The sequence below is a fragment of the Halobacillus andaensis genome (assembly GCF_014636475.1).
In the GTDB taxonomy this organism is placed as follows: Bacteria; Bacillota; Bacilli; order Bacillales; family Halobacillaceae; genus Halobacillus_A; species Halobacillus_A andaensis.
Window position 1 is genome coordinate 185,974 of the sequence record NZ_BMEL01000001.1, and the last position, 20,861, is coordinate 206,834.

Consider the following 20,861-nt stretch of genomic DNA (forward strand, 5'->3'; position numbering starts at 1 on the left):
TACGAATGGACACATTATTAGGGTTATTACCGATTATCTTAATGTTTGTCATTTTCTATTTCTTGCTAATCCGACCACAGCAAAAGAAACAAAAGCAAGTTCAAAATATGCAGTCGGAGTTGCAAAAGGGAGATAGAGTTATTACAATTGGAGGCCTGCATGGTACAATCCACGCTATCGATGAAGGCACGTTAATCGTTAGCGTACAGGATGGGTCTCAGCTTAAATTTGACCGTTCTTCAGTTAGAGAGAAGCTGAACCAAGACTAAGGATAAAGCGAGTAAGGTCTGTCCTTACATGAGGCAGACCTCAGCTTATCTACATACGAACTTTTTAGAAAAACCCCGTGTGCATGGGGTTTTTTATTTGTCTATTTACCACTATTGCGTACTGCGGTTTGGCATATTGACTCCAATCATTCCACCTAGCGAAGCAGCTAAAAGCAGCCCTCCAAAGTAACTCAACTGTGCAACAGAAACCAATCGGTTCTCAAAGATAATTTGAAACAACATAATAATAACAATAAACACGAGTCCAGTTAGCAGGCCTGTCAGCCATCCTTTTTTCTGACCTTTATAAGCTGCCAATAACCCTCCAAAAGCAAGAATGGTTAAGCCAGCTATTAAAGAAATTTGATTTAAGGTGTCTGTATCCATAGTGGTAAATCGCAGCAAGCTGGCTAAAATCGCTGAGAATAGAATCATTAAAATGAAAATGGAACCGACCCCATACCCAAGAACCCCTTGCAAAAAAACTTTCATTTCTTCTGCCCCCTTATTTAGCCTGTCTTCATAACTATATGCAACAACATTGTAAAGATAGAAGTAGATATTTAGACGAGCTTTTGAATAGATATAAAAAAAGCACGTTTAATGGGGGAGATTTATGACCACTTTGCTTACGATCATTATTTTCTTAATAAGTTATTGTTTGCTTATGGTAGAGAAATGGAACAGAGCTACTGTTGCATTAACAGGAGGGGTGCTTCTTCTTATTTGCAATGTTTATGAATGGGAAGAAGCATTTGGGTTTATTGATTGGGATACGATTGCTTTGCTGTTTTCGATGATGGTCCTGGTATCCATCACGAAAAAGACGGGGGTCTTTACTTACGTAGCTATTCGACTTGCTCAGTTAGTGAAAGGTCGTCCAGTCCCACTTCTTATTGTCTCAGCTTTGTTTACAGCAGTAGGATCTGCTTTTCTTGATAATGTGACGACCGTTCTTTTATTTGTCCCAGTTCTCCTATCTTTAGTAAAACAACTGCAATTACCGTCCTTTCCTTATCTTGTTACTACGATATTTGCTTCTAATATAGGCGGAGCGGCGACACTAATAGGAGATCCACCTAATATAATGATCGGACAGGCCGTAGAGCATTTTACATTTTTATCTTTTCTTAATAATATGGGGCCAGTCGTCTTAATTGTTTTCATTGTAACGTTAATCATCCTTATTTTTCTTTTTAAGAACAAATTGCATTACAATGAAAAACTCGCTCTAGAGTTTATGAAAAAAGATGCGAATGAGCATTTAGAAAAGAATCAGCTATTGGTGCGATCCCTATCTGTTCTTTTTTTAACCATCGCAGGGTTTATGCTCCATCCCTTTATACACATGGATATCACTACAATAGCGGTGAGTGGTGCGTTATTGCTGCTATTTACCACTGATCACCTTCTCGACGTGGAACACGTTTTTCAAGAAGTGGAATGGGTTACTCTATTCTTCTTTATGGGACTCTTTATGTTAGTTGGGGGATTACAAACTGTAGGATTGATTGATGAATTAGCCAGAGCCATGGTATGGGTCTCTGATGGAGATTTACCGTTCACTTCTATGATGATGCTATGGAGCTCAGGGATTCTTTCTGGGGTAGTAGATAATATACCATTTGTTGCTGCTATGATCCCGGTGGTTCAAGAGCTTCAAGGCTATGGAATGATGAATGTAGATCCTATTTGGTGGTCCTTAGCCTTAGGTGCCTGTTTAGGAGGAAACGGTACGCTTATAGGTGCCTCAGCAAATGTAGTAGTAGCAGGTCTTGCGGCGAGCTACAAAGAACCCATTCCGTTTCTTAAATTTGCGCTATATGGCATACCAATTCTTATCTTATCGTTATGTATTTGTACGGTTTACATTTTCTTAAGATATTTACTGCCATTTTTATCATAGAAATTCTAGGATAGGTCATCTTAAATATGAGAGTTTAAGAAGGGCTGATGAGAATTTATGGTTTTTGAACTGCTTATTCGAACGGTGGTAACTTATTTTTCTATTTTAATTATCTTCAGACTTATGGGAAAACGTGAAATTGGCGAGCTTAGTGTCATGGATTTAGTTGTTTTTATTATGCTGGCAGAAATTGCAGTGTTTTTAATTGAAAAGCCTGATGATTCGGTTTGGCGAGCGATCGTACCTATGGTTGTTCTCTTATCCATTCAATGGGGAAGTGCAGCTTTATCATTAAGAAGTAAAAAATTCAGGGATTGGTTTGACGGTAAGCCTTCTGTATTGATTAAGCATGGTAAAATAGATGAACGAGAAATGAGAAGGCAGCGCTATAATTTCTCAGATTTGCTGCTCCAATTAAGGGAACAAGAAATTCAACATATAGGAGACGTCGATTTTGCCATTTTAGAGCCTTCTGGTAAATTATCAGTGTTTAAAAAGAAAGAGAATGAGACGTCCGACTATGCTGTTGTTCTTATTGAAGACGGCAATGTTCAATATGCCGGCTTAAAAGAGATACAAAAAAATAAGGACTGGCTAATGAATGAAATTGAGAAAAAAGGATATCGGTCGGTTGAGGAGATTTCATTATGCACGATCAATTTAGATGGTGAAATTTGTATGGACGAAGAAGATGAACGTAAGTGAAAAATGTGTATAAATAAAAAGAGAATGTAAAAATATTCTATTGATAATATTCAGAATTCATTTATAATTTGAAAAAACACAATCTCCAGGGATGTGTTTTTATTTTTTAAAATTTTTTAATTTAATATATGGTTCAGCAATTATATTTCTTATTTATTGCTCACTTGGTTGATTATGGACCAATGTAGATAGACAGGAGTGGTACTATGACTGATTTAAAAGGAAAGCTTTTATCTTCCTATGATTATTCATGTGATAATAATGGGATAAGCGGTGAACGTGTGGCTGATAGGCTTTGCCAATTATCTGTTGTCGGAATGACAGAGAAAAGGGGATCCAATCGTCCTGGATATTCAAAGGAAGAAAAAAATGCGAAAGAGCTTGTGAAGGGCTGGATGAAAGAAGCGGGTTTAGTAGTAAAGGAGGACGAAGCAGGTAATGTCTTCGGTAGATTAGGTACTCAAAATGGACCAGCCGTCTTAACAGGATCTCACGTTGATACAGTGCCTGAAGGTGGCCATTTTGACGGAACATTAGGTGTTATAGCTGCTTTAGAAGTAGCTTCAAGCTGGAAAGAGCAAGGGTATCTACCGCCTTTTCCTTTTGAGGTGGTGGTATTTTCAGATGAAGAAGGCTCGCGTTTTGGCAGAGGGTTTACAGGAAGCGAAGCTGTTATCGGAGAATTGAATAAAGATCATTTAGCCCAATTAAAAGATCATGCGGGGAAAAGCTTTGAAGAGGTTATGCAACATGTGGATTTATCATTACAAACAATCGATAAGGCAAAACGTGAGGACATTTATGCCTTTTTAGAAGTTCATATAGAGCAGGGAAAACAGCTTGAGAGAGCGAATTATCCTGTAGGAGTTGTGACGGGGATAGCTGGCCCCTCGTGGATTGAACTCCGTTTTATCGGTGAAGCAGCTCATGCTGGAAACACGCCTATGAATGATCGACAGGATGCATTAGTAGCTGCGAGTGCTCTTATCCATGAACTCCCTAACATGACTAATGGTACCGCAGTTGCCACAGTCGGTAAATTAGATGTTTTTCCAAATGGGGTTAATGTAATTCCTGAAGAAGTTAAATTATATGTAGATGTTCGTGATATCGATGAAGAGAATCGGAATAAGTTAGTCGATAGCATTATTGAAAAGGCTCGCCATTTAGCTGATAAGCAGAATGTATTACTAAAGCAAACGGTAAAAACAAAGGTAAAACCAGTACCTGTTGATCCAAAGCTTAAGCAGATACTAATAAATTCTTTGAAAGAAATGAATTCAGAGGCTTTAGAACTGCCGAGTGGTGCGGCTCATGATGCCATGATTATAGGTCGACGCTTCCCTGTTGCAATGCTTTTTGCACGAAGTAAAAATGGAGTAAGTCATAATCCTGAAGAATGGACAACCTTAAATGATTGCGTAACAGCGATCCATGTATTAAAGAATAGTTTAGAACAGTTACCTTATCATCCTAAACAATAGCCAGAGAAAAGACTTCTGGCTATTGTTTTTTCAATTTGTGCCACGGGATCAAATTCCATTCATCTTTCGTTAATAACTTAAACTTGAATAATAGACAGAGATAAACGAGTGTGAGAATAACCCCAATACATAACAATTCCGATAATGGAGAGGAAGAAAAGAATCCTTGATCATGTAAAAGGAAACCAATACCTCCAGTTGTAAGTAATATTAAACTAAAACGGCCTACCATTTTAAAAGGAAAAACAAAACTCGTCGCTCGAATAAGAGCAAATAAATGGAGAAGGGTCACGATGACAGCACCTACAACCATAGCGATTGCCACTCCATTAATTCCAAACTCAGGGCGTGTACTCAAAGTAACTAGTACTATAAATTTGATGGCTGCTCCAATTAAAGTATTCCACATGGCGGCTTTTGCTAAGTCTAAAGCTTGTAAGCTTGCCTGGAGAGGAGTTTGAATATAATGCATCAAGAAAAAAGGTGCCATAAATTGAAGAAGAAATCCTCCTTGGTCCGTACCATAAACAATGGATAAGGTTGCAACAGGAAATAGAAAGTAAATAACCGTGATTAATCCGCCTGAAGCAAGAGAAAGCCTGATGGCTTGTAATATGCGGTAGTTAATTGTCCCGTATTGATCTTTAGCAGCTGATTCACTTATTGAAGGCACGAGTGAAACGCCAAGGGCATGAGTAAGAAATGTAGGAAGAAACAACAAAGGTAAAATATAACCTGTAAGTCCCCCGTATTGTTTTGTCGTTTCTATTGCGGTAAATCCAGCTATGGCTAAACTTTGTGCGACAAGAATGGGTTCAAAGAAATAAGTAAGAGATCCTATTAAACGACTACCAGAAGTAGGAAGGGCAATCGTCATTAATTGTTGAAGAGTTCTTTTTCCTTCCTGAATGTGTTTCTTCCATGCCTTTCTCCATTTAAATGTTTTATGGATAGCAAATTGCCTCGTCATATATAAAAGAGAGACTAATTCACCTATGATAACAGCGATCATAGCCCCTGCGGCTGCGTACTGAACGCCATATGGATAGAATAGTTTTGTTAAAAATGCCACAGTAGTAATACGAACGATTTGCTCGATGACTTGAGAGATGGCTTGAGGTTTCATATTTTGGCGGCCTTGAAAATATCCTCTTAATACAGCAGAAACCGCAGTGATTGGTATAATAGGAGTGACTGCCAGCAAGGGGGCTAGCGCACGAACGTCAGTTAAGAAATATTTTGCTACAACCGGTGCAAATAAAAATAATCCTGCTGTAAAAACGATACTTAAGCTGCCAGTAATGGTAAGAGATACAATCAATATTCGCTTAATTTGTAATTCGTCACCTATTGCTTCTGCTTCAGACACCCGTTTGGAGATCGCTACAGGCAGCCCAAACTGAGTGATCGTTGTTACTAAAATAAGAGTGGGAAGGGCCATCATATAAAGTCCCATTCCTTCTTCCCCCATAATTCTAGCAACTACGATGCGGTTAATAAAACCTAACAGACGGGTGATGAGTCCAGCAGCTACTAAAATTAAGGCACCGTGTAAAAAGGTTTGTTTTGTCATCGTGGGAATCCGCCTTCTCAAAGGAATAAAATTCATATACAATGAAGTATATGCATTGAGATGGACAAGGCATGACAAGGATTTAGCGAACCTATTTCACAACTTTTTAAAAGGAGTGCCAGGACATGGAAGAATTGAAACCCGTCAGCCAATGGAAAGAAACCATTTTGCCTGTTCTTGTAAGCAAGGCAAACGAATTTAGACTAATAGGTTATAAAAAGGCTAGTGTGGAAGATGTATGGCAGTGTATGCAGAAGAAAATATGGAAAAACAATCCACATAAACGACTTTATGAAGTGGTTCAAGATATATTTCACCTTAGTAACAATCAGTATGTAAGCTTTATTACGGTGGAGGCTTATCAAAATGACGATCTTATGGCATCAATAGAAGCTTTAGAGCATGGGTCTTCACAAGCTGAATAGCCACTTTATGATTGTTAAATATAAAAAAAGTAGTAAAATTGTATAGGGAAATAGAGTTTTGTATGATAATTTACATAAGATGGTTCGTTGAAAGTAGAAGGAGGCAAAGAATGGTATGGTGAAAAGAGGGCGGATTGTTGCCTTTTTTCTAGCCGTTATATTAGTAGCAGCTACGATTGGCACAACGGTAACAGGAGTAACAAAAGATATAAACCTTGGCTTAGATCTTCAAGGTGGATTTGAAATTTTATATGATGTCGAAACGATTGATGAAGATCAAGAAGTAAGCCAGCAAGTATTGGAATCAACCGTTCAATCTTTATATGAACGAGTCGATGTTTTAGGCATTAGTGAAACCAATATCTCTATAGAAAGTGGAGATCGGATTCGTGTTCAACTAGCAGGGGTTCAAGATCAGCAAGAAGCTCGGGAACTTCTTTCAACCACTGCGCAGCTGTCATTCCGTGATGTAGAGGGTAATGAATACATGGATGGTAGTGACATTAGGGAAGGCAGTGCCCAGCAGTCATACGACCAAAATAATGCTCCCATTGTTACATTAGAGGTAAAAAGTGCCTCAGAGTTCTATGATGTGACACAGGAGATTTCTAATAAGGAGCCTATCGAAGGTGCTACATATCCTCCGAATTTACTTGTTATTTGGTTAGACTATGATGAAGATATTGCTTTTGAAGAAGAGTATGGCTCTGAGGATCCGGCGTATGTATCCGCTCCTCAAGTAAGTCAAGGCATCAGGAGCAACACGGTTCAGATTGAAGGAGATTTCACTCAAGAATCTGCTCAACAATTGGCAGATATTTTAAATGCAGGTTCCCTTCCTGTTGAGCTTGAAGAGACATACTCAACCTCCGTAGGAGCGCAATTTGGAGAACAAGCGATGCAAAAGACGATTTATGCAGGCTTTATTGGAGTCGCCTTAATTTTCCTTTATATGCTGTTTTACTATCGTTTTCCAGGTGTTATCTCTGTTATTACCTTATCAGCCTATATTTATCTCATTTTAGTCGTATTTGAACTTCTAAACGGAGTGCTTACCCTACCTGGAATTGCTGCATTAATTCTAGGGGTAGGTATGGCGGTTGATGCGAATATTATTACGTATGAACGGATAAAAGAGGAGCTTAAGTCTGGTAAATCGATTATGGCTGCCTTTAAGTCAGGGAATAAGCGTTCCTTAGCCACGATTTTAGATGCGAACATCACCACGCTTATTGCAGCTACCGTACTCTTTATATTCGGAACCAGTTCGGTTAAAGGATTCGCCACGATGTTAATTGTTAGCATATTAGTAAGCTTTGTTACGGCTGTGTACGGAACAAGATTGCTGCTTGGTCTCTGGGTGAAAAGCCGCTTTCTCACAAAGCGTCCAGGTTGGTTTGGTGTGAAGAAAGATCAAATCCACTCCTTGGAAGAAGGAGAAGAAGTGGAACCTAAGTTTATGAACCGAAAACTGGACTTAATTAAGTACAGGAAGAGGTTTTTTGCTCTGTCGTTAGCATTATTAGCAGCAGGGGCTATCGCTTTAGGAATTTTCAAGCTTAATTTAGGTATTGATTTCACTAGTGGATCTCGTGTGGAAATTCTAGCTGATGAAAGTATAACTACGGAAGAAGTAGAGGAAGCTTTTGAAAACGAGTTAAACGTATCACCAAAGCAAGTTGTACTTTCTGGTGAAAGTAATGATATTGCCGTTACTCGCTTCGACTCAGAACTTTCACAAGATAAAATAGCTGAAATTCAAAATTATTTTTCTGAGGAATACGGCAGCAGCCCTAACGTGAGTACCGTTTCACCTATTGTCGGGCAAGAGCTTGCGAAAAATGCGGCGTTAGCTGTCTTGTATGCTTCCATTGGGATAATTATTTATGTAACCTTCAGGTTTGAACTCTTCTTTGCGATTACAGCAATTCTTGCTTTACTGCACGATGCGTTCTTTATTATAGCGTTGTTCAGTCTTACAAGACTCGAATTTGATATTACGATTATTGCGGCAATATTAACCATTGTGGGTTATTCCGTTAATGATACGATCGTAACGTTTGATCGAATCCGCGAGAATCTTAAATTTAAGAAAAAGGTGAAATCTTTCAAGGAATTAGCTAAAGTTGTAAATGACAGTTTGCTCCAGACGATGGCGAGAAGTTTAAACACGGTATTAACCGTTGTTTTCGCTGCCGCTATGCTGTTTATATTTGGAGCTTCGTCTATCACAAACTTTGCATTTGCCTTAGTGATCGGCCTTATTGCGGGAACATACTCTTCGCTCTTTATTGCAGCCCAATTATGGTTGGTTTGGAGAGGGAAGAACATTAAAAACAAACCGATTGAATACGTGAAGAAGAAAAATACTGGAGGACCTCAAGTTTAATCTGAAAGACCGCCTGTTTAATGGCGGTCTTTTTTGTTTGATTACCTTTTTACCAAAAAGGGTATAACTTTAAGTGAAGGCCATAGTAAAGGAGGACTTGTCATTGAAAGGTCAAACGTATTTTATCTTTGCACTTATAATTGCAATTTTAATCGCTATCTTTGCTGTCATTAATGTAGGATCCGTCCAAGTAAATTACCTTTTTGGAACAGGTGAAGCACCTTTAATATTAGTTATTTTAGGTTCTGTACTAATGGGTGGACTGATCACAGCATCTGTTGGGGCTGTTAGGTTTTATCAGTTGAAACGAGAGAATAAAAGTTTACGCAGTCAAACAAACTCTCATGCTGAGAAGACGAACACGCCAAAACGAAGTGATGTAAAAAAACAAAAAATTAACTCATTAGATGAAGACAAAGAATCGAGTACTAAATAATCGTGTTTGCTCCCCCTGATGGCGTCTTGTATAATAGATTAGTCAGGGGTGAACTTATGTTAAAAAGCAAAACAAAATGGAAATTTACATATAATGATAGTGTAACCGATGGGTATTCCAATAGCCTTCAAGGAGTTTCTACGTTAACCAGTCAATTGTTGAATAGAAGAGGGATTACCAAGCCCGAGGAAGTAAAACGATTCCTTCATCCATCTCAGGAAGACCTATACGACCCCTTTCTGCTAGATGGACTGTCAGAAGCTGTAGAGAGAGTACGAATAGCGATTGAGCGAAATGAGCACATTCTAGTATACGGTGACTATGATGCAGATGGTGTCAGCTCTACCACCGTGATGGTTGAAGCTTTAAGAGAAGCTGGTGCTATTTGTGACTATTATATTCCTAATCGCTTCACAGAGGGATATGGACCGAATGAAGCCGCTTTTCTCCAAGCTGCTCAAGATGGCTTTAGCGTAATTATTACGGTAGATAATGGAATTGCAGGGATTCATGAGGCAGATGTGGCCAAAGAAGCTGGAATTGATTTAATCATCACTGATCACCACGAAGTTCAAGAAGCATTGCCTGATGCTTTTTCTATTATTCATCCAAAAACGTCCAATGATTATCCATTTAAAGAGTTAGCCGGCGTTGGTGTTGCTTTTAAGTTTGCACAAGCTCTTTTAGATGAGATACCTTATCATTTATTGGACATGGTGGCGATTGGTACAATTGCAGACCTAGTACCATTAAAGGATGAAAATCGTGCGCTTGTTTTCTTAGGCCTACAAGCATTAAACCAAACTAAACGTGTAGGTTTCAAAGCCTTAAAAGAAGTATGCAGTATAGACGGAGAGATTGAAGAAGAAACAGTGGGTTTTAGTATAGGCCCTCGTGTGAACGCGGTTGGCAGGCTTCAGGATGCTTCACCTGCCGTCGATTTGTTTTTAACAGAAGATGTGTCTGAAGCGAGTCAGTTGGCAGAATTTATAAATGAGCTTAATCAAGAGAGACAAAAAATTGTCACGGAGATTGCTAAAGAAGCAGAGGAGCTATTAATAAGTGGAGATCAGCCTCTAGGGGAAGTCATTGTCGTAGCTAAAGAAGGATGGAATCCCGGCGTACTTGGAATCGTCGCATCAAAATTAGTTCGTCAATTTGACCGTCCGGCGATCGTACTTGGAATTGATCCTGAGAAAAACCAGGCAAAAGGTTCAGCGAGGAGTATCGATGCTTTTGATTTATTTCAAAACTGCATGGAAGTAAGGGACCAATTCATTCACTTTGGAGGTCATGCTCAAGCTGCCGGGATGACTTTGAATACAGAAAATATAGAGGAAGTACGACGTCAATTGTGTCAGAAAGCTCAGGAGAAATTATCTGATGATGATTATCAACAAGTACTGAACGTTGAGATGAATGTTGATATGGAAGAAGTTACTCTCGAACAAATCCAAGAAATAAATAAACTCCGTCCCTTTGGTATGGGAAATCCTAAACCTCTTTTTCATATTAAAGAAAAAGCCAAAGAAATACGATTAATCGGCAGTAGACAAAATCACTTAAAGTTAATGTTTAAGAAAAATCAAAAGAAACTCGATGGCATTGCTTTTGGTATGGGAGATTTATATACTAGGATATCCCCAGCTTCTGATCTTGAAGTCATAGGTGAACTAGGGATTAATGAATGGAATGGAAGAAAGAATGTACAAGTAATGATTAAGGATTTAAAAGTACAAACTTGGCAATTGTTTGATTATAGAGGATCAAAGCACCTTGAGAAAAAACTTGGATTTCCTAACGATCAGCACGTTGTCGCTTTAACTTTTAATAATGCACATAATGCTCCGCACGAATTACCGATTATTAATGGGGAAGAGATTGAAAGTTTTCAATCTTTTCCATTGCACGGGCTTGTACTATTAGATCTTCCGCCTAGTCTTGCTCAGTTATCTCAGGCCATTCAAAAATTAGCGCCTGACAACATTTACGCATGCTATCAGGTGGATGATAGTGCTTTCTTTACCTCATGGCCAACAAGAGATCATTTTAAATGGTTTTATGGTATGCTAATGAAGCGACACTCATTTGATTTAAATAAAGACCGGGAAAAGCTTTCAGCGCGTAAAGGATGGAACGGAAATATGATCAATTTTATTTCCCAGGTGTTTTTTGAGCTTGGTTTTGTTAAAATAAAAGATGGTCTTGTGACCATCGAGTCAAAGCCACAGCAAAAAGATCTTTCGGAATCAACAATCTATCAAGAAAGAAAAGAGCAGTTAGCTGTAGAACAAGCTCTTTACTATTCTACTTATAAAGAATTAAAGGATTGGTTCGATCAGCAGCGTGAACCCATCAAGGAGGAAGTTTTTAATGGATTATAAACAACATATTGCAATTGTAGAAGATTGGCCGAAGGAAGGCATTCGGTTTAAAGATATTACACCGCTTATGGACAATGGAAAAGCATTTAAGTCTGCAGTTGATGAAATTGTAGAATATTCTCGTGATAAAGAAATTGATATAATTGTAGGACCTGAAGCGAGAGGCTTTATTGTTGGCTGTCCAGTTTCTTATGCTCTAGAGATTGGATTTGCCCCTGTCCGTAAAGAAGGGAAGCTGCCTAGAGAGACCATCAAAGTAGATTATGGCTTGGAATATGGAAAAGATGTACTTACGATTCATAAGGATGCAATTAAGCCCGGCCAGCGTGTACTTATTGTCGACGACCTATTAGCTACAGGCGGTACTATAGAAGCGACCATCAACCTAGTAGAACAATTAGGCGGAGTTGTAGCTGGATGCGCTTTCCTTGTAGAATTAACTTACTTGGATGGCCGTGACAAGTTAGATGGTTATGATGTTCTAACGTTAATGCAATACTAAGAGTAAAGAGTGCCCTAATCCAGGGCGCTCTTTGTTTTAACCTTCCATTATTTAAACGTTTTTTCTTTACTTTTCATGAACTTTTTTTGATAATGAAACACAAACCATCACATTTTAAGGAAGCTTAGAGAAATCAGGGTGATCGAATGGCGAAGGATAAAATTTTAACTGCCGAAGAAGTGATTGAGCAGGCTGGTCAATACATGAATGAGGACGATCTGGGGTTTATCCGCAGGGCTTTTGAGTATGCCAATCAGGCTCATAGCGAGCAGTATCGTAAATCGGGAGAGCCTTATATCATTCATCCCATTCAAGTAGCGGGCATTCTCGTTAATTTGGAAATGGATCCCGAGACAATCGCTGGCGGATTTCTTCACGACGTAGTAGAAGATACGGATTATACGTTAGAAGATATAGAAAAAGAGTTTGGTGAAGAAGTCTCCATGCTCGTTGATGGCGTAACAAAGCTAGGAAAAATTAAATACAAATCGAAAGAAGCCCAGCAAGCTGAGAACCATAGAAAAATGTTTGTAGCTATGGCTAAAGACATGAGGGTTATTTTGATTAAGCTGGCTGATCGTCTGCACAATATGCGCACGCTTAAACATTTGCCATCCGAGAAGCAGCGGAGAATTTCTAATGAAACATTAGAAATCTTTGCCCCACTCGCACACAGGCTCGGGATTTCCACCATTAAATGGGAACTTGAGGATACAGCTTTACGATATTTGAATCCTCAACAGTACTATCGAATTGTACATTTAATGAAACAGAAGCGGAATGAAAGAGAATATTACATTGATGATGTTATGAATGAAATTAGAACTCAATTAAAGGATGTTAATATTGAGGCTGATTTGAATGGCAGACCAAAACATTTATACAGTATCTACCGTAAGATGGTGCTGCAAAATAAGCAGTTTAATGAAATTTATGACCTATTAGCTGTGCGGATACTAGTTAATAGTATTAAAGACTGTTATGCCGTTCTTGGTATAATTCATACGTGCTGGAAGCCTATGCCAGGGCGTTTTAAAGATTATATAGCAATGCCGAAACCTAATCTTTATCAATCCTTGCATACCACTGTAATTGGACCAAAGGGAGATCCTCTTGAGGTTCAAATTCGAACACATGAAATGCACGTTGCAGAGTATGGTATCGCGGCTCATTGGGCCTACAAAGAAGGCAGACAGGCATCTTCCAATCACTCTTTCGAAGAGAAATTAACGTGGTTTAGAGAAATTCTAGATTCTCAAAGTGAAACACATGATGCTGAAGAATTCATGGAATCGTTAAAAGTGGACCTATTTTCGGATATGGTGTACGTTTTTACACCTAAAGGGGAAGTGGTAGAGCTTCCTTCAGGTTCCGTACCTATTGATTTTGCTTATCGAATCCATACAGAAGTCGGTAATCAAACCATAGGAGCAAAAGTGAACGGGAAAATGGAACCGTTAGATTATAAGCTAAATACTGGTGACATTGTGGAAATGATGACTTCCAAACATTCTTACGGTCCTTCCAAAGATTGGATTAAACTGGCTCAAACCTCTCAAGCTAAAAATAAGATCAAACAATTCTTTAAACGTCAGCGCAAAGAAGAGAACATTGTTAAAGGTCGAGAATCGGTTGAACGTGAAATCCGAAACATGGGCTTACAACCAAAACAAGTGTTTACTTCTGAGAATTTGGATCGCGTTTCTGAAAAATTCAACTTTGCAAATGAAGAAGACATGTTTGCGGCAGTAGGCTATCAAGGGATCACCGCTTCCCAAATAGCTACGCGTTTAACGGAGAAGCTGCGAAAACAAATCCAAAAAGAACAAGACCTAGAACAGACTTTAGCTGATGTGTCTACGACGGAAATTAAAACTTCTTCTTCAAGAGGTAAAAAGGATTCTGGAGTTCGTGTAGAAGGGGTAGATAACCTTCTTGTCCGCTTATCAAAATGCTGTAATCCCGTTCCGGGTGATGAAATTGTCGGTTATATTACTAAGGGGAGAGGTGTATCTGTTCATAGGGCAGATTGTCCAAATGTGCAAACCGAAGAAGCAGAAACTCGGCTCCTTCCAGTATATTGGGAAAAAGGACCAAGTGATACTAAACAATATCACGTTGACCTGGAAATTTGGGGTTATGATCGACGAGGTTTGCTCAACGAGGTGCTCCAGGCTGTTAATGAAACAAAAACAAACATAACAGCTGTTTCAGGAAGATCAGATCGCAATAAGATGGCGACTATTCATATTACCATTCTCATTCAAAATACAGATCATTTAAGAAAAATTGTAGAGCGCATTAAACAAATTCATGATGTCTATACCGTGCGCCGAGTGATGCAATAAACGGAGGAATGAACAGTGAAAGCAGTGGTACAGCGTTCGGCTGAAGCAAGTGTAGTCGTACAAGAAGAAACTGTAGGGCAAATAAAGCACGGTCTCGTTATTTTACTTGGCGTAACTCAAGATGATACGGAAGAAGATGCTCGTTATTTAGCATCTAAGATTCCTCACCTAAGAATTTTTGAAGACGAGGAAGAGAAAATGAACCTTTCGTTGAAAGATGTGGGAGGCCAAATGCTTTCGATTTCCCAATTTACGCTTTACGGAGATACCCGTAAAGGAAGAAGACCAAATTTTATGAAAGCAGCGAAACCAGAGCAGGCCAGCCAATTATATGAGAAATTCAATGAATTAGTAGAAAATGATGGAATTCATGTGGAAACGGGGCAGTTTGGAGAAATGATGGACGTCCGTCTAACCAATAGCGGCCCAGTCACTCTCATTGTGGATAGCAAAGAACGTTAAAAAATCAAGGGATTCTATCCCTTGATTTTTTATTTAAAGTATTGAATTAGGCCATTGGTAATCCCCTGGCTTGCTTTGTTTTGATAGCTTGAACTTTTCACTGTTTTTTCTTCACTTGCGTCAGAAATAAATCCAAGTTCAACCATAATCGACGGTTTCTTGTTATATCGTATAACATGAAAATCACCATGACGTATCCCACGGTCGCGCAGACCAGTTGCTTGAGTAACACCGGACTGTACGTTTGAAGCTAACTTTCGCGTAGTAGAACTGTAAAAATAAGTGTTAATTCCAGTTGCCCTAATAGACTGGGGAACACTATTATAATGAACACTTATGAATGCGTCTCCCTTGGAAGCATTCGATAGGGCCGTCCGAGCTGAAAGCGATAAGTAAGAATCATTGGCACGAGTCATAACTACATCTGCGCCATTTCTTTCTAGCGTCGACTTAAGTTTTTGAGCGGTCTGCAAGGTAAGAGTTTTCTCATATGTTCCACTTCGCCCAATCGCTCCTGGATCAAACCCGCCGTGTCCGGCATCGACAACAATTGTTTTACCGGAAAGGTTGGACGAGGAAACAGGTGTCGGAGTAGTTGAATTGTTCTCATCTACAATCCATCCCGCTACATAGGCATGGCTGTTTTTGTAAGAGATTTTATACCACTTACCTTCTTTACTAATTACATTGAATTGGTCGCCTTTATTTGCTCTTCCAAGGACCTTGTAATTCGTAGAAGGACCTGACCTTAAATTTGTAGCATTGTATTGCATTGTAACCTTTGTTTCTTTGTCAGCTTTAGGTTCTGAAGAAGAACTATTTTTCTTCGTTACAAGCCAGCCTGCTACCCAGCCCGTTTTACTTCCATCAAGTTTGATTTTGTACCAGCCTTGTTTCTCTTCTAGATATTCAAAGCTGCTTCCTTTTCTTACTTGTCTTAAGATCGAACTGTTTGTCGTTGCTTTGCTTCTTACATTCAATACAGCTGTAGCCACGTTTACTTTGCCAAGTGATGTTTGGCTGCTATTGGAAGATTGGTTTCCGTTGTTCGATTGTTCGCTGTTGTATGTACTTAAATAATCCTTATGTACCCAACCCGAGGAACCTTTTGAACGATCAATTTTTATCCAATTTCCTGATTCACTGACCTTGGTCACTTTTTCGTTTTTCATTAAGTAACCTCGGACAGCGGCAGTTAAACTGCCTTTTGAACGAACCCGTAAATAATCTACTTTAGATATCACAGATTCGTCTTTCTTGATTTGAACGAGCCAATTAGCAACCCACCCTGTCTTATTGTTCCAATTGATCTTTACCCAGTCTCCTTTTTTATCAACGACTGAATAGGACTCATTTTTTTGGACTTTGCCCAAAACGGAATCAGAAAGACTTGGACCTGACCTTACGTTTAAGTTATTCACTTGAACGTTTGCGGTATCAGCGTGAGCTGTAGCCGGCATAACCCAAATCAAACCAGCCAAAATAAATAATAATGCCAGCCAACCTTTCATTTTTATGGATCCACCTCCAATATTTTGTAATGCATATAACATTTCGACAAAAAAGGTGATATACCTTTTTATTTCGTCAAAAAAATTAAAAAGGGAATTCTTTTTATTAAACTTGACATAATGTTAGTAGAAACCTTATGATAGTATCCATAATTCTAAATGAATCGATTAAACCGATTAGGAAAAAAGTAGTTTGGTTTTTAGTGTAAACAGAGAGGGAATGCCTTTAGGCTGGGAGCATTTCTTACACGATCCAAATGAAAGACATTTCTTAGGTATTCTATTGAAACTTCGCTGAAGCAGTAAATGGGATCGTACACAGGCGTTAACTGTTTAAAGTGGAGGCTGACTTCAGTCTCAATTAGGGTGGCAACGCGGGATTAAACTCCCGTCCCTTTCTAATCATGATTAGAAAGGGACGGGAGTTTTTTATTGAAAAATTTTAGCTTTGGTTAAGGAGGAATTTAAAATGAGAGCTCCTAGAGGAACTCAGGATATATTACCAGGCACGTCAGAAAAATGGCAGTATGTTGAAAAAAAGTTAACTGACATTTGTCGACGCTATAATTATAAAGAAATTCGCACTCCAATTTTTGAGCATACGGAATTATTTCAACGTGGCGTAGGGGATAGTACAGATATTGTCCAAAAAGAAATGTATACTTTTGAGGATCGTGGAGGACGCAGTATTACTCTTCGTCCAGAGGGCACAGCTTCTACAGTCAGATCTTTTGTTCAAAACAAGTTGTTCGGACTGCCTAACCAGCCGACAAAGTTATTTTACATTGGCCCCATGTTCCGGTACGAACGTCCACAGCAAGGGCGTTTAAGGCAATTTGTGCAATTTGGTATTGAAGCACTGGGAAGCGATGATCCTTCCGTTGATGCAGAAGTTATGGCTCTAGCTATGAATGCATACGAGGAACTTGGGTTGAAGTCGTTAAAACTAGTATTAAATAGTCTAGGAGATAAACAGAGCAGAGAAGATCATAAGAATGCTCTAGTTCAGCACTTTTCTCCTCATAAAGAAGAGCTATGTGCAGATTGCCAAGTTCGTCTAGATCAAAATCCTCTGCGAGTACTTGATTGTAAGAAGGACAAAGATCATCCTGCAATGGCGACAGCTCCTTCTATACTAGATTACTTAAACGAGACGTCTCGTGAGTATTTTGAAAAAGTAAAAGCACATTTAGATGTTATGGGAATTGCCTATGAGGTCGACCCTAATCTGGTTCGTGGCTTAGATTACTATAATCACACTGCATTTGAAATTATGAGTGAGGCCGAAGGTTTTGGTGCGATTACTACATTAAGTGGAGGCGGACGTTATAATGGCCTAGTTGAAGATATTGGCGGACCAGAAACCTCAGGGATTGGTTTTGCTATGAGCATTGAACGTTTACTAATGGCGCTTGAAGCAGAAGGTATTGAGCTGCCTATTGAAGATTCTTTAGATTGTTATATTGTTGCTTTAGGGGAACGAGCGGAGAAGGAAGCTGTTCGTTTAAGCTACCAGCTTAGGCAGGCTGGTGTTCAAGTAGATAAGGATTATTTGCAACGAAAGATGAAGGGCCAGTTTAAAGCAGCGGATCGTTTACATGCTAAATATGTTGTTGTTTTAGGTGAGCGGGAGATCGAACAAGATGCGGTCTCCGTTAAAGATATGAAATCAGGAGAACAAATTGAATTACCATTGGATAAGATTATTGGCTTTTTAAACAAAAAGCTGGCAGGAGGGAACGAATAATGGAACGAATACACTGTGGTACATTGCGGCCAGCAGATAAAGAAAAGAATGTGAAACTAAAAGGGTGGGTTCAAAAGCGCCGTGACCTTGGGGGTTTAATTTTTATTGATTTAAGAGACCGCTCAGGGTTGGTGCAAATCGTATTTAACCCTGATGAATCTTCTGAAGCGTTAAAGACAGCAGAAGACATCCGCAGTGAATATGTAATTGAAGTGATGGGAAAAGTCGTGATCCGAGATGAAAATACGATTAACCCAAACATGTCTACAGGAGAAATCGAAGTTCTTGTACATGACATTCAAGTCCTTAACAAAGCTAAAACCCCTCCATTTATGATAGAAGAAAATTCTGAAGTAGCTGAAGATATTCGGTTAAAATACCGATATTTAGACTTAAGACGGAGAGAGATGCAAGAAACATTCAAGCTTCGTCATCAGACGACGCAGGTTATGCGTAATTTCCTTAACGATGAAGGATACCTTGAAATGGAAACTCCTATGTTAACGAAAAGTACTCCTGAAGGTGCGCGAGACTATCTTGTTCCAAGTCGTGTGCATGAAGGTGAGTTTTATGCTCTTCCTCAATCGCCGCAGCTTTTTAAACAAATGCTCATGATGTCCGGTTTTGAGAAATATTATCAAATTGCACGTTGTTTCCGTGATGAAGACCTAAGAGCGGATCGCCAGCCAGAATTTACTCAAGTCGATATTGAAACGTCGTTTATGTCTAAAGAGGATATTATGGCTATGACTGAGAGAATGATGGCCAAAGTGATGAAAGAAGTGAAAGGAATTGACATTTCAACACCATTTCAACGCATGCCATACGATGAAGCGATGGAGCGATTCGGTTCTGATAAGCCTGACACTCGATTTGGATTAGAATTAATTACCCTTTCAGAAATTGTTAAAGATTCAGGGTTTAAAGTGTTTAGCGGAGCAGTAGCATCTGGCGGTAAAGTGAGCGGATTAAACGTAAAATCCCAAGCTGATGCTTTCTCTAGAAAAGACATCGACAAATTAACGGAAGATGTTAAAGTGTATGGGGCAAAAGGCCTGGCGTGGCTTAAAGTGAATGAAGGACAATTAAACGGTCCAATTGCTAAATTCTTCTCCGAAGAAGAAGCTGCTCAGATAATGAGCGCGATGAACGCAGAAGAAGGAGATCTCCTATTATTTGTAGCGGATAAAACTTCAGTAGTTTACGACAGTTTGGGAGCGCTGCGCCTTAAATTAGGTAAGAAGCTTGAGTTAATTGATCCGAATACATTTAATTTCTTATGGGTGACGGACTGGCCGTTATTTGAATACGATGAAGATGAAGAAAGATTTTTTGCAGCACACCATCCGTTCACGATGCCTGCTGATGGTGATGTAAGCCAAATTATTGATCATCCTCAGGAAGCAAGAGCTGAAGCTTATGATATTGTGTTAAACGGATATGAATTAGGCGGAGGATCTTTGCGTATATATGAAAAAGAAATGCAGGACCGCATGTTTGAAGCTTTAGGTTTCTCTAAAGAGGAAGCGGATGAACAATTTGGCTTTTTATTAGAAGCGTTAGAATATGGTACACCACCTCATGGAGGAATTGCATTAGGGTTTGACCGCTTCATCATGTTATTAGCGGGACGAACAAACTTGCGTGATACGATCCTATTTCCTAAAACCGCATCTGCTCAGGATCCATTAACAGATGCGCCTGGAAAAGTAAGTGAAGCCCAATTAGATGAGCTGAATCTGAAGCTAAAAAGAAAAAAACAGGACTGAAGTAGGAGAGATTATCGTTATCTCCATGCTTGATTAGCAAAATAATTTATGCTATGATTTGATTACAAAATAACAAACCAATCCTGATGTGTACGTTGTTCGAATGTACGTTTTGACCGAACATTTTTGAAACGGGAGCCTGCCGTCTTCACACGGAATGCACGCCTCTTTATTACATTCAGAGGACGCAAGAAATGTGAAGCAAGGCACCCACCTGCCTGGAGCGGGTTCAAAACTCATGATGCAACGGCACAATTGGGATTGGTTTTTTGTTTTATATGTGAAAGAAAGTGCGAGCTGATTAAGCTCGCACTTTCTATTTTGCTAAATGTTCAAGATTCCCGTTTTTTTCCATTCGAAAAAACGGCTTATTTACAATTTCCTGCTCTTCAAACATCGTCATTTTTCTAGCGCGATCCATAATAGAAATAAAGGCTTGGTAGTCTTCTTTTAATGAGTCTAATTGGCTTTGGAGCTTTTGATTCGTTTGAATAAGGGTTTGATTTTCCTCTTCAAGTTTCTGCAGCTCTTCATTTAAAGTAGTTTGTTTATGATCATTGTCTTGAAGTGTTTCTAAATAAGAAATAACTTGTGACAGATTCGTAACAGTTTCTTGCCTCTTCTTAGGCGGGGCACTCGACTTAGTAACCTTTGGCTGTGCTGTCATTACAGGCTGGGCAAATGAAGCCTCATTACGTTTCTTCTCTTTCCTCTGTTTCTTTGCAAGCTCAACGGCTTGTTCATATTTCTGTCGAATTTCAGCATTCCATCTAAATCCACAAGCAGCTGATGTGCGATTGAGTACATCTCCAACTTCATCAAATGCTTTTAGTTGAGTGCTTCCTTCTCTAATGTGACGGAGCACCGTTTCTGCTAATAATAGATCATCTTCATGAGACCAGGCATCTTGTCTTACCTTTGGCATAATAACCCTCCTGTTGAACTATTAGA

At 39.2% G+C, this 20,861-nt stretch carries 17 protein-coding genes, 1 other RNA gene and 1 other annotated feature; of the genes, 14 read left to right on the plus strand and 4 right to left on the minus strand.

Translation table 11 applies throughout. The annotated features are described in order from the left end of the window. Positions 1-5 precede the first annotated feature (5 nt). Positions 6-269 carry a preprotein translocase subunit YajC gene (gene yajC, locus IEV27_RS00945; RefSeq protein WP_188375586.1) on the plus strand — a complete coding sequence of 88 codons (264 nt, stop codon included), beginning with the start codon at positions 6-8 and terminating at the stop codon, positions 267-269. Positions 270-380: 111 nt separating this feature from the next. Here yajC and IEV27_RS00950 read toward each other — a convergent pair whose 3' ends face one another. Continuing rightward, positions 381-761, minus strand: a complete 381-nt coding sequence (locus tag IEV27_RS00950; RefSeq protein ID WP_188375587.1) for a TIGR04086 family membrane protein — start codon at positions 759-761, stop codon at positions 381-383. Between the two features lie 124 nt (positions 762-885). Here IEV27_RS00950 and IEV27_RS00955 point away from each other — a divergent pair, with 124 nt between their 5' ends. The 3 genes from IEV27_RS00955 to IEV27_RS00965 all read left to right on the plus strand — a co-directional run bounded on the left by IEV27_RS00955 (position 886) and on the right by IEV27_RS00965 (position 4,364). After that, positions 886-2,175: an ArsB/NhaD family transporter gene (locus tag IEV27_RS00955; protein ID WP_188375588.1), complete on the plus strand. Its 1,290-nt coding sequence runs from the start codon at positions 886-888 to the stop codon at positions 2,173-2,175. A gap of 57 nt (positions 2,176-2,232) precedes the next feature. Further along, the gene (locus IEV27_RS00960) at positions 2,233-2,880 is read left to right on the plus strand and encodes a DUF421 domain-containing protein (protein ID WP_188375589.1); all 648 of its coding nucleotides are present in this window, start codon (positions 2,233-2,235) and stop codon (positions 2,878-2,880) included. A gap of 206 nt (positions 2,881-3,086) precedes the next feature. After that, entirely contained in the window at positions 3,087-4,364 is a 1,278-nt protein-coding gene (locus IEV27_RS00965) for a Zn-dependent hydrolase (protein ID WP_188375590.1), read from the plus strand. 19 nt (positions 4,365-4,383) lie between these two features. Here IEV27_RS00965 and spoVB read toward each other — a convergent pair whose 3' ends face one another. After that, positions 4,384-5,937, minus strand: a complete 1,554-nt coding sequence (gene spoVB / locus IEV27_RS00970; RefSeq protein WP_188375591.1) for a stage V sporulation protein B — start codon at positions 5,935-5,937, stop codon at positions 4,384-4,386. Between the two features lie 125 nt (positions 5,938-6,062). Here spoVB and IEV27_RS00975 point away from each other — a divergent pair, with 125 nt between their 5' ends. The 7 genes from IEV27_RS00975 to dtd all read left to right on the plus strand — a co-directional run bounded on the left by IEV27_RS00975 (position 6,063) and on the right by dtd (position 14,883). Then, positions 6,063-6,362, plus strand: a complete 300-nt coding sequence (locus tag IEV27_RS00975; protein ID WP_188375592.1) for a post-transcriptional regulator — start codon at positions 6,063-6,065, stop codon at positions 6,360-6,362. 115 nt (positions 6,363-6,477) lie between these two features. Then, on the plus strand, positions 6,478-8,751 hold the full coding sequence (secDF, locus tag IEV27_RS00980; RefSeq protein ID WP_188375593.1) for a protein translocase subunit SecDF: 2,274 nt from the start codon (positions 6,478-6,480) through the stop codon (positions 8,749-8,751). Between the two features lie 103 nt (positions 8,752-8,854). Then, on the plus strand, positions 8,855-9,187 hold the full coding sequence (locus tag IEV27_RS00985) for a LapA family protein (RefSeq protein ID WP_188375594.1): 333 nt from the start codon (positions 8,855-8,857) through the stop codon (positions 9,185-9,187). 56 nt (positions 9,188-9,243) lie between these two features. Continuing rightward, on the plus strand, positions 9,244-11,571 hold the full coding sequence (gene recJ, locus IEV27_RS00990) for a single-stranded-DNA-specific exonuclease RecJ (RefSeq protein WP_188375595.1): 2,328 nt from the start codon (positions 9,244-9,246) through the stop codon (positions 11,569-11,571). Then, complete coding sequence (locus tag IEV27_RS00995) at positions 11,561-12,073, plus strand: adenine phosphoribosyltransferase (protein WP_188375596.1); 513 nt, start codon at positions 11,561-11,563, stop codon at positions 12,071-12,073. The genes recJ and IEV27_RS00995 overlap by 11 nt, the downstream gene beginning before the upstream one ends. A gap of 146 nt (positions 12,074-12,219) precedes the next feature. Continuing rightward, a complete protein-coding gene (locus tag IEV27_RS01000) occupies positions 12,220-14,421 on the plus strand; it encodes a RelA/SpoT family protein (RefSeq protein ID WP_188375597.1) in 2,202 nt (733 codons plus the stop codon). A gap of 15 nt (positions 14,422-14,436) precedes the next feature. Next, positions 14,437-14,883 (plus strand): D-aminoacyl-tRNA deacylase, encoded by a 447-nt coding sequence (gene dtd / locus IEV27_RS01005; protein WP_188375598.1) that lies wholly within the window; start codon positions 14,437-14,439, stop codon positions 14,881-14,883. Positions 14,884-14,912: 29 nt separating this feature from the next. On the opposite strand, the gene IEV27_RS01010 is transcribed toward dtd, so the two are convergent. Beyond that, complete coding sequence (locus IEV27_RS01010) at positions 14,913-16,394, minus strand: N-acetylmuramoyl-L-alanine amidase family protein (protein ID WP_188375599.1); 1,482 nt, start codon at positions 16,392-16,394, stop codon at positions 14,913-14,915. Between the two features lie 167 nt (positions 16,395-16,561). Continuing rightward, positions 16,562-16,793 (plus strand) — a binding site (T-box leader). Between the two features lie 70 nt (positions 16,794-16,863). Here IEV27_RS01010 and hisS point away from each other — a divergent pair. The 3 genes from hisS (at position 16,864) to ssrS (ending at position 20,176) form a co-directional block, all read left to right on the plus strand. Further along, entirely contained in the window at positions 16,864-18,141 is a 1,278-nt protein-coding gene (gene hisS / locus IEV27_RS01015; RefSeq protein WP_188375600.1) for a histidine--tRNA ligase, read from the plus strand. Beyond that, positions 18,141-19,910 carry an aspartate--tRNA ligase gene (gene aspS / locus IEV27_RS01020; protein WP_188375601.1) on the plus strand — a complete coding sequence of 590 codons (1,770 nt, stop codon included), beginning with the start codon at positions 18,141-18,143 and terminating at the stop codon, positions 19,908-19,910. The genes hisS and aspS overlap by 1 nt, the downstream gene beginning before the upstream one ends. A 77-nt stretch (positions 19,911-19,987) precedes the next feature. Further along, a non-coding RNA gene (gene ssrS, locus IEV27_RS01025) (6S RNA) lies at positions 19,988-20,176 on the plus strand. A 50-nt stretch (positions 20,177-20,226) separates the two neighbouring features. Here the strand turns inward: ssrS and IEV27_RS01030 are convergent. Then, on the minus strand, positions 20,227-20,835 hold the full coding sequence (locus IEV27_RS01030; protein WP_188375602.1) for an RsfA family transcriptional regulator: 609 nt from the start codon (positions 20,833-20,835) through the stop codon (positions 20,227-20,229). Between the last annotated feature and the right edge of the window lie 26 nt (positions 20,836-20,861).